A 10,145-nucleotide genomic window follows, 5' to 3' on the forward strand; every position below is an offset into this window, starting at 1 on the left:
GAGGAACTATTGGAAGAAAAGAAATTACTCTGGATTATTCCCGCTTACAATGAGGCGAAGAGTCTGGACGCGGTGGTGGAAGACATTTTGTCCGTAGATCCTAAAGCGGAATATATTATTGTTTCCGACGGTTCCACAGACGGAACTGTGGAGCTTTGCCAAAAAAAGGGCTATTCCTACCTTGCCCTTCCTGAAAATCTCGGTTTAACAGCCTGTTTTCAAACCGGTATGCGTTATGCAGATCAAAGGGGCTTTGCCTTTGCCTTGCAGTTTGACGGTGACGGACAACACCGGGCGGAGGATGTGGAGGCTTTGCTGGAAGAAGCGGAAAATGGCGTGGACATTGTTTGCGGTTCCCGTTTTTTGGAAAAGAAAAAAGGAGGCTCTTTACGAGACTTCGGTTCTGCCTTAATCAGCCTGGCTATTCTTTTAAGAACCGGAACAAAACTGACGGACCCCACCTGTGGACTTCGGATTTACGGGCGGAAAGCCATTCTTCGCTTTTCCAGAGAACGGAATTTCTCTCCGGAGCCGGATACTCTGGCTCATTTACTTTTGGCGGGAATGACGGTTTCCGAGGTGCCGGTAAAGATTCGGGAAAGACGGGAGGGAGAGTCCTATTTAAAACCCTGGAATGCGGCAAAATATATGACCAGAGTACTTTTGTCTATTCTTTTTTTCGGGAATACAAAAATATAGAAAGTAGTGAAATAGAACGTAATGAGTATAGAAGCAGTTGGAAAACAGGGAGGACAGAAGCCTTCCTTTATGAAAAATGATGTGCTTTGGAACGGCATAGGCAGTATGTGCTATGCTCTGGCTTCCATGGTGCTGGCTTTCTTTGTCCTTCGCCTAGGGGGAGAGGAGCAGGGGGGAATCTTCGGCTTCGGTTATTCTACTTTGGGACAACAGTTTTTCATCGTGGCTTACTTTGGGCTTCGGCCTTTTCATATCACGGATATGAAGGGAGAGTTTTCCTTTCGACAATATAGGCAGTTTCGCAGTCTTACTGGAGGATTGGCTCTGATTTTTGCTGTGCTCTTTCTTCTTTTTCAGTACGGTAGCGGTCTTTATAGCGGGGAGAAGAGTCTGATATTATTCTTCCTATGCCTTTTTAAAATAGGGGATGCCTTTTGTGACGTCTATGAGTCGGAGCTGCAAAGAAGGGGTGTTTTGTATAAGGCAGGGCAATCCATGTTTCTTCGCACGGTTTTTTCCGTCCTGGCTCTTCTGATTTTTCTTTTAATCACAAAAAATCTTTTCTTGGGAGCCATTGCTATGAATCTGGCACAGGCGGCCTCCTTCTTTCTCTTTTCCTTTCTCCCTTTAAAAGCCACCAAGCCCCTGGGGGAAGAAAAGAGTCTCGGCAAGTCGGACTTAGTAAAGCTATGGAAGGAGGTTTTTACCCTCTTTCTTTCCGTGTTCTTAGACTTTTATGTTTTTTCTTCCAGTAAATATGCGGTGGATCAGGTCTACGGCTCTTCCCGTTCCGGTATTTTTAATCTCCTCTTTATGCCCGGAAACTTCATTTATCTTTTGGCCAACTTTATTATCCGTCCTGCCCTTCCCCATCTGGCAGTGCTTTTTCAGCAAGGAAAGGAAAAGGCCTTCCGAAAGCAGGAAAACGCCTTGTTTAAAAAGGTAGCCTTGCTGTCCTTGGTACTTTTTCTTTTGGCTCTGATTTTTTCCGGTCTGGCACTCAGTATTTTGGAGTGGATTCTTGGCAGCAACTTCTCCGGAAAATTTACGGGAGAGAGATGGACATTCTGCATTTTGATTTTGGGCGGAGCTTTCTATGCTCTGGCTAACACGGAGTACTATCTTTTGATATTAAAGCGAAAGCAAAAATGGGTATTTATCGGCTATGGCATTGCCAGTCTGCTTTCCTTTTTTACGGTAAATCCGGTGGTGGCCAGGGGAGGATTTTTTTACGGAAGTCTGCATTTTCTCTCCATGATGGTCTTTTTGTTCCTTTTCTTCTTTGTTACGGGACACGGAAAGGGAGAATTTAAGGGCAGTTCATTCTCGGTTTCTTCCTCATGAGGCGAAGAGCTATAGCAGAGTAGAAGCAGAAGCCAAAACTATAGCCTTTCTTTTCTAAAGAGCCCATGTTAAAATGCCAAAAGGAGGTAGGAAATGCAGGAAAATGCCCAAAGTCAGAAGCAAAACTATGACGTCATCATCCCCACTTATAAGCCGGATGAGAAATGCAAAAGATTGTTGGATGCCCTGGAAAAGCAGGAAGTTCCTCCACGAAAAATCATTTTGATTAATACGGAAGAAGCTCTTTTTCCCAAGTCCTTATTGGAGGGAAGGAATCCGGAGCTTTACCTTTTAAAACATATCAAGAAAGAAGAATTTGACCATGCTTACGCCAGAAACCTGGGGGTATCTTTTTCGGATGCGCCTTTTTTTCTATGTATGACGGAGGATGCGGTTCCAAAAGATAGCTCTTGCACCAAGGAATTGCTGGAAGCCTTTTCTTGGGAGGAGAAAATCGGAGCGGTTTACGCAAGACAGCTTACCGACGAGGAAAGCTCCTTTGACGAGGTGCTTTCCCGGAGCTTTAACTACGGGACAGAGCAAAGGATTTGCGGGATAGAGCAGTTGCCGAAGCTTGGCATCAAATGCTTTTTCCAGTCCAATGTCTGTTGTATGTATAAAAAGGATTTGTTTCAAAGTCTAGGTGGCTTTTCCGAACCCAGCATTTTTAACGAGGATATGATTTATGCCGCAAGGATGCAGGAAGCAGGAGGAAAAACAGCCTACTGCCCAAGGGCGGAGGTTTGGCATTCCCATCATTTTTCCGCCATGGATCAGTTCCATAGAAACTTTGACCTGGGGGTGTCCCACAGAGACTATAGGGGGATATTCTCAAAAATTCCTGCGGAAAAGGAAGGAATGAAGTACCTGAAGAGAAGCATAGGAAAGCTTTGGCATGAGAAGAAGGCGCTTTTGATCCTCCCCTTCCTTTATAAAACAGCCTTTCGTTTCCTTGGCTATCAACTGGGAAAGCGCTATCATAAGCTTCCGAAAAGCTGGGTGTTTGCCTTTACCGTGAATCCCCAGTATTTCCGAAAGAAGTTTTCCAAAGAAAGGGAAAAACAGTAATCTATGAGTCCTTTATTTAGAGTGATTATCATATTGGTCTGCCTGGGAACCAGTCTGTTTTTACACCGTTCCATCAAAAAGGCGAAGATGCGGATTGAAGAGAGTATCTTTTGGCTACTCTTTTCTATTCTCTTGCTTGTTTTTGCCATTTTTCCCTTTGTACCGGATTTTATGGCCAGAAGCCTGGGGATTTACTCCACACCGAACTTTCTCTTTTTGCTGGTGATTTTTATTCTGCTTTTACGGCTTTTCCATACCCATGTGGAATTGGGAAAGCTGGAGGAAAAGGTGAATCGAATCGTGCAGGATATGGCATTGGAGGAGAGAAAAGAAAGAGAAAGGGAAAAGCATTTGGAAGTAGGGCAGGAGGATAGTAAATGAGTAATCTACTAAGCTTGTGGAAGGAGCACCCCGCATTTTTGCGGGAGACTATTTTCCTTAGTTTGATTTCCCTTGCCTTTGCAGCAGGCTTTTTCTTCTTTCTTTTTCGTAGAAAAATGAAGCTTGCCCAGATTTATTTTCTGAGCATGATGATTCTGGGTTCCCTGTATTCCTTTGTCTTAATGCCCTTATCCGCCCCGGATGAGGTTCTGCATTATGTCAGTGCCTATGCTCTGTCTTCGGAAATGCTGGGACAGGGGGGAAAGCTGTATGATAAAGATGGAAATCTTCGAATCCGGAAGGAGGATGAGGAGATTGATGACTGGACCGGAGACGGGAAGCCGGAGGAGGCTACGGTTTTCGGCATGCATATTGATAGATCACAGATAGAAGAGCGGCAGCAGGCCTCCTTTTTTGCCAAAGAAAAGGGCTACAGCTTTACTCTGCAAAAACCGGTAAAGACCACTCCCTTAGCCTACTTTTTTCCGGCACTGGGATTTTCCTTTGCAAGAATCCTATACGGCTCCCGTTTTACCCTTTTGTATTTCGGACGATTTTTCAACCTTCTCTTTTTCAGTATTTTAGGGAGTCTGGCCATAGAAAAAATCCCCATGGGTAAGGAAATCCTTTTTTCCATAAGTCTTTTCCCCATGACCCTGGAGTTGATTTCTTCCCTGTCCTATGATGCCTATATCCTGGCCTTAAGCTTTCTTCTTTTATCCCTGGTATTCCAATACCAGTTTCGCGAGGAAAAGCTGGGACTTAAGGAAATCCTATGGATTTGTCTGATTGCCATAGCACTTTCCCCCTGTAAGATGGTGTATTCCCTTCTGTTTTTGCTTTGCGTTATGGTTTCCTTTAAACGCTTTTCCTCCCCATGGCTGTATTTTATCGGTATTTTTGCCATCGGTTTATCTATCGTCTTACCCTTGTTGTTGGTGAATCTGGATGCCTTTAGCCGTTATGTCCGTCCTCAGGAGGATACGGTGAATCTTTCCAATATTGTAGGACAGGACGGAGGCATGGAAACCTATAACCGAAGAGAGATTCTGGCTCAGCCGGATGTGTATTTAAAGATTCTGAGAAATACCTTTTTTATCAAGGGAAAGGAGTACTGGTATACATTGATTGGCCGTCCTTTGGGACAGTTTGACAGCCGTCTGTCCTTCCCGCTTCCCTTGGTGGTGCTTTTCAGCATTTGCTCCTTCCTGGCAGGAATTTTCGGTGAGAGGGAGGAAATGCGGGGGAAGAAACTTCATATTTTACAAAGAATAATTCTTTTCCTGATTCCTTTGGGATTAATCGTTTTGATTTTGTCTTCCATGCTTTTTGCTTATACACCAAAGCGTACGGACTATGTCTTAGGGGTACAGGGAAGATACTTTTTGCCGGTACTGCCCCTGTTTATCCTTTGCTTTATGCCAAGCAAAAAAGTGGGAAAGCAGGGAGAGAGGATCGTTTCTTTCGTCCTTTTCTTCCAGATTCTTGCGAATCTTTCATTTCTTTTATACACTTATATCAGTTTGTTTTTACACTAAACTCGAACTTTGATGGATACCGAGTATCCTGAAGGAAGCATTTCATCCTTCCTTTGGAGTATTCGAGATAAACGGAAAGGGAATAGCATGCGGGGATTTTTAACCCTTATCAGGATTTGTAAAGAAAAAAGAAAAATGATTGTGAGCCTGGCCTTTGCGGACTTTCGGAAGCGTTTTGTAGGCTCTTATTTCGGGGCGGTTTGGATGTTGATTCAGCCCTTGGTAACCATTGCGATTTATGCTTTTATCTTTGGTCCCTATGGCTTTAAATCCAGTCCTCCGGTGCCCAATGTTTCCTATACCACCTGGTTGATTCCCGGAATGGTTCCCTGGTTTTTCTTTTCGGAAGTGATGAATATGAACACGGGAATCTTACAGGAATATCAGTATCTGGTAAAAAAGGTGGTTTTCCCCATTGAGCTTTTGCCGATTATTAAGTTAATCAGCTGTTCTCTGGTGCATCTTTTCTTCCTACTGGTGATGTTCTTGTTTGCCCTGTTTAGTAGAGAGCCTATTTTGATTACCTGGCCACAGGTATTCTTTTATTCCTTTGCCACGGCCTTTTACGCCTTGGCTTTATCCTTCTTTACCTCTGCGGTTTCCGTCTTTTTTAAGGACATGCAGCAGATTGTGGGAATTGTCTTGCAGTTCGGTATTTGGATGACCCCGATTATGTATGATGAAACCCTCTTTACCGGGAAGGCGCCCATTGTTAAGTGGATTTTGAAGATAAACCCTATGTACTATATTGTGGCAGGCTACAGGGATTCTATGCTTACCGGACACTGGTTCTTCGAAAGACCGGGCTTAAGCCTGTATTTCTGGGGAGTGACCACGGTTATGTTTTTATTCTCTCTAAGATTTTTCCGCTCTTTACGGCCTCATTTTTCCGATGTACTGTAAAGTCTGTAACGAAACTTATTTTTTACGGTCTGTTCCTGTAAGGGGACAATGCACAAAGTCTTTATAGAAATAAAGGAGAGTTTATGCTTTCAATGGTTTTGGTAGTAGTGGTTTTGGCTGTTTTCCTAAGCTTTGGCAGCCTGCGTCTTTTTTCTATCCGAAAGATGGAAAAAGGTGAAAAACGGGATGATTTAGTCCTCTCCATTGTGGGGGGAAAATTACGGCAGATTTTAAAAATCTGCAAGGTGGAGCTTTCCGTGGATGGTTTAGATAGAATTCCGGAGAAGGAAGCGGTACTGTTTATCGGAAATCATCGCTCTTACTTTGATATTGTGGTGGCTTACAGCATTTTGCCCCGTCCTACCGGCTTTATTTCCAAGAAGGAAATTGCAAAAATTCCCAACATAGAGTTATGGATGAGAGAGCTGCATTGTCTCTTTTTGGATAGAGAAAACTTGAAGCAAAACCTCCAGGTGATTATTGAGGCCATTAAGCAGGTGAAGGCCGGCATTTCCATGTGGATTTACCCGGAAGGTACTAGAACGAGGGGGGAGTCGGAGCTGGATCTGGGAGAGTTTAAGGCAGGCTCCTTTAAGATTGCGGAAAAGAGCGGCTGCAAGATTGTTCCGGTGGCCATGATTAATACCAGAAGGATTATGGAAGAGGATTTTCCCAGACTGCACAGCGCCAAGGTCTATGTGCAATTCGGAAAGCCTATAGATTTATCAGAGCTTTCCGAGGAGGACAGAAAGAATATTGCGGAGTATACCAAGGAACGGATCCGGGAGATGCTTGCGGAGCTGAAAGAGAAGGAGGCTAGGGAGCTTTCCGGAACGGTATAGCCGGAACGGTAAAGATTGAACAGTAAAGACGGAACAGTAAAGACAGAACAGTATAATCGGAATAGCAGAAAAGTTCCGAATATCACAAGGCGAAAGCTATGGAATAAAGAGGAGGAAGGGTGTATGGATCTTTTGGAGATTCGAAAGGAATTGGATATATTGGATCGGGAGATTGTTCATCTTTTCGAAAAACGAATGGGTCTTGTGGAGGATGTGGCCAGATTCAAGCTGGATACCGGAAAGGCCGTTCTGGACAGCAAGAGGGAAAAAGAAAAGCTTCAGGTGGCAAGAAGCTACGTGGAGGACCCGAAGCTACAGGAATCCATTACCGAGCTTTTTCAGGAAATGATGAGTATGTCCAGAAGAAAGCAAATCGGTATGCTTTTGGAACGGGGAAGGGGATTTTCCGCCGGTTTTCAAAAGCTGGATTGTCTTCCTTTTTCCGGGAAAAGCCTGGTGTATCAGGGCGCGGAGGGAGCCTACTCCTATCTTGCGGGAAGAATTTTTTTCCAAAAGGAAAATATGATAGCCTGCACACATTTTCAGGAGGTGCTTTCCGCTTTGGAAGAAGGAAGGGCGGATTATGCCATTTTGCCCATGGAAAACTCCACCTACGGCATGGTACAGGACAATTTCGACCTTCTGGCTAAGCATCCTAAGCTTTATGTGGTGCAGGAAATCGAATTTCCGGTTTCCCATTGCCTGGCTACCCTTCCGGGAGAATCTTTCTCCGACATCAAAAGAGTCTATTCCCATCCCCAGGCCCTGTCCCAGTGTGCAGACTTTTTTCAGAAGTATCCAAAGATACAGGGAATTCCCAGTTTAAATACAGCGATTGCCGCTAAGAATCTTATGGAGACGAAGGAAGAGGGCGCCGGGGTTTTGTGCAGCTGGGAAGCAGCCTTAGAGTACGGTCTTTCGATTTTAGAGGAAAATCTCAGTAAAAAGGAGAACACTACCCGCTTCTTCATTTTAGGAAAAGAAGCCGTGTTCTCTAAGAATGCCGGAAAGCTCAGTATTTCCTTTTCTCTGCCCCATGCAGTGGGAAGTCTGTACCATATCTTAGGGAACTTTTTGTTTAACGGATTGACTCTCACCATGATTCAGTCCAGACCGGTGGGGGACGGAGAGTTTTCTTACCGCTTCTATGTGGATTTTCTTGGAAATTTAGAGCAAAAGGAAGTGTTGAATGCCTTGAGCTGTTTACAGGAAGAGGGCGTTGATTTTAGAGTTTTAGGAAATTATCCTTCTAAAGAGTTCAAAAGATAAAAATTAAGTTTTTCGGAACGAAAATGCAAGAACTTAGAAAGTAGATAATCTTTCTTTTTTCGCAAATATCCAGTACACTATGACATATTGTGCTAAGGAGGTAGTATGCAGCAAATTAATATATTGGTAGTAGACGATGAGAAAGAGATTGCCGAGTTAGTGGAAATTTACTTGGTGTCTGACGGATATAAAGTATTTAAGGCATATAATGCGGAGGAAGGCTTACAGATTTTGTCTCAGGAAGAGATTCATCTGGTGCTTTTGGATGTAATGATGCCGGGAATGAACGGACTGGAGATGTGCCGTAAGATTCGGGAAAGCTCCAATATTCCCGTGATTATGCTGTCTGCAAAGTCCGAGGATCTGGACAAGATTGTAGGCTTAACCGGCGGGGCGGATGACTATGTGACTAAGCCCTTTAATCCTTTAGAGCTTACTGCCAGGGTAAAGTCTCAGTTAAGACGCTATACCCAGTTAAATCCCAATGCGGGTCCCAATTATGTGAATAATGAGATTCATATTCGGAATATGCTGATTAATAAGGACAATCATAAGGTATTGATTGACGATGAGGACATTAAGCTTACCCCCATCGAGTTCGATATTCTCTTCCTTTTGGCATCTCATCCCGGAAAAGTTTTCTCCACCGATGAGATTTTTGAAAAGGTTTGGAATGAAAAGGTGTATGAGGCCAATAATACGGTTATGGTACACATCCGTCGTCTGAGAGGAAAGATGAAAGAGGATCAGAGAGAGGACAAGATTATCACCACCGTTTGGGGCGTTGGCTATAAGATTGAAAAGTAGGGGTCTTGGCGTTGAAGAAGACGAGTTTACCCCACCATTTCGGTCGGGGCTATTTCATGCAACTGTTGGTTCATGTGGGAATTTCCGCCCTTTTTACAGCGGTTATCGAATGTTTTTTGGTTTTAAATATCGGCTCCTACACCAATTACCTAGTGCAAATCGGAAATGACAATCCCCTTGTACAACGCTTTGCCTTTGTCAGCACCGTCAGTATTTTACTTTTTGTGCTGGTGGGGATTTTGATTTTTACCATCATTTTCCTCTTTCTGCAAAGAAAGACGGCAAGAGATATTGAGACTCTGGCTCAGGGGGTAAAGCAGATTTCCGCCGGGGATTTTCATACGGATATTGCCATTTCCGGAGAAGGAGAGCTGGCGCATATTGCGGAAAGCATCCGCCTTATGGAAGAGGAACTGTCCTCCCATATTGAACGGGAGAGGGAAAACGAACAGTCTAAAACAGACCTGATTACCAATATTGCCCATGATTTAAGAACCCCCCTCACCTCTATTTTGGGCTATCTGGACTTGCTTCGAAACAGCCAGATGGTTCCGGAGGAAATGAAAAAACATTATATCGAAATAGTATATAACAAAGCTCTCCGTTTACAAAAACTAATCGAAGAGCTTTTTGGCTTTACAAAATTATCCTACGGTAAACTGAACATGAATATCAGCACCCTGGATTTGGTTCAACTTTTGTCCCAGCTGGTGGAGGAAAGCTATCCGAATTTTGAGAAAAACAATCTCTCCTATGACTTTTCCGCCAATGTGAAATCGCTTTTTATCGAGGGGGATGGAGACCTTTTGGCCAGACTTTTTGATAACTTAATCAGCAATGCCATCAAATACGGGGCGGAAGGAAAGCGAGTTCTGATTCGTCTTCGTAAGGAAAAGGAAGAGGTGATGGTGCAGGTCTTAAACTTCGGCTATGTGATTCCGGAAAAGGAACTGCCGTTGATTTTTGATAAATTCTACCGCGTGGAGCATTCCCGTTCCCTAAGCACGGGAGGAACCGGCTTGGGACTTGCCATTGTAAAGAATATCGTGGACATGCATCATGGAAATATTACGGTGCAGTCGGATATGGGAGGAACCCGATTTAACGTGACTCTTCCCCTGAAATATACGGAGGAAGGAAAGAGCTTTGCGGAGAGACCTGTCCGGGAAGAAAGAAACGGTAAAGGAACTGAGAGCGGAGAGAAGAAAAATGAGGGCAGGTCTGAAAGAAGAGTAGAGAAAAAGCCTGAGAGAAGGCCGGAAAAGAAGAATCGCAAGAAAGACAGAAAGTAGGG

The 10,145-nt window shown here is 44.0% G+C and carries 10 protein-coding genes; all 10 read left to right on the forward strand.

The window, feature by feature from the left end; translation table 11 throughout:
- The first annotated feature begins 9 nt into the window (after positions 1-9).
- The 10 genes from HNQ46_RS01035 (at position 10) to HNQ46_RS01080 (ending at position 10,143) form a co-directional block, all read left to right on the forward strand.
- A complete protein-coding gene (locus HNQ46_RS01035) occupies positions 10-699 on the forward strand; it encodes a glycosyltransferase family 2 protein (protein WP_183681810.1) in 690 nt (229 codons plus the stop codon).
- 21 nt (positions 700-720) lie between these two features.
- On the forward strand, positions 721-2,043 hold the full coding sequence (locus tag HNQ46_RS01040) for a lipopolysaccharide biosynthesis protein (protein ID WP_243155794.1): 1,323 nt from the start codon (positions 721-723) through the stop codon (positions 2,041-2,043).
- A gap of 93 nt (positions 2,044-2,136) precedes the next feature.
- Positions 2,137-3,111, forward strand: coding sequence for a glycosyltransferase family 2 protein (locus tag HNQ46_RS01045; RefSeq protein WP_183681813.1), 975 nt, complete (start codon positions 2,137-2,139; stop codon positions 3,109-3,111).
- A 3-nt stretch (positions 3,112-3,114) separates the two neighbouring features.
- Positions 3,115-3,492 (forward strand): DUF2304 domain-containing protein, encoded by a 378-nt coding sequence (locus tag HNQ46_RS01050; protein WP_183681815.1) that lies wholly within the window; start codon positions 3,115-3,117, stop codon positions 3,490-3,492.
- Positions 3,489-5,030 (forward strand): DUF2142 domain-containing protein, encoded by a 1,542-nt coding sequence (locus tag HNQ46_RS01055; RefSeq protein WP_183681818.1) that lies wholly within the window; start codon positions 3,489-3,491, stop codon positions 5,028-5,030. Before HNQ46_RS01050 ends, HNQ46_RS01055 begins: the two co-directional genes overlap by 4 nt.
- A gap of 87 nt (positions 5,031-5,117) precedes the next feature.
- A complete protein-coding gene (locus HNQ46_RS01060) occupies positions 5,118-5,933 on the forward strand; it encodes an ABC transporter permease (protein WP_183681821.1) in 816 nt (271 codons plus the stop codon).
- A gap of 83 nt (positions 5,934-6,016) precedes the next feature.
- Positions 6,017-6,775 carry a lysophospholipid acyltransferase family protein gene (locus HNQ46_RS01065; RefSeq protein WP_183681824.1) on the forward strand — a complete coding sequence of 253 codons (759 nt, stop codon included), beginning with the start codon at positions 6,017-6,019 and terminating at the stop codon, positions 6,773-6,775.
- A 123-nt stretch (positions 6,776-6,898) separates the two neighbouring features.
- Positions 6,899-8,044: a bifunctional chorismate mutase/prephenate dehydratase gene (locus HNQ46_RS01070; protein ID WP_183681827.1), complete on the forward strand. Its 1,146-nt coding sequence runs from the start codon at positions 6,899-6,901 to the stop codon at positions 8,042-8,044.
- Positions 8,045-8,149: 105 nt separating this feature from the next.
- On the forward strand, positions 8,150-8,851 hold the full coding sequence (locus HNQ46_RS01075; protein WP_007155840.1) for a response regulator transcription factor: 702 nt from the start codon (positions 8,150-8,152) through the stop codon (positions 8,849-8,851).
- 56 nt (positions 8,852-8,907) lie between these two features.
- A complete protein-coding gene (locus tag HNQ46_RS01080) occupies positions 8,908-10,143 on the forward strand; it encodes a sensor histidine kinase (RefSeq protein WP_183682178.1) in 1,236 nt (411 codons plus the stop codon).
- Positions 10,144-10,145 lie beyond the last annotated feature (2 nt).

This window comes from Oribacterium sinus (genome assembly GCF_014202695.1).
Taxonomy (GTDB): Bacteria; Bacillota; Clostridia; order Lachnospirales; family Lachnospiraceae; genus Oribacterium; species Oribacterium sinus.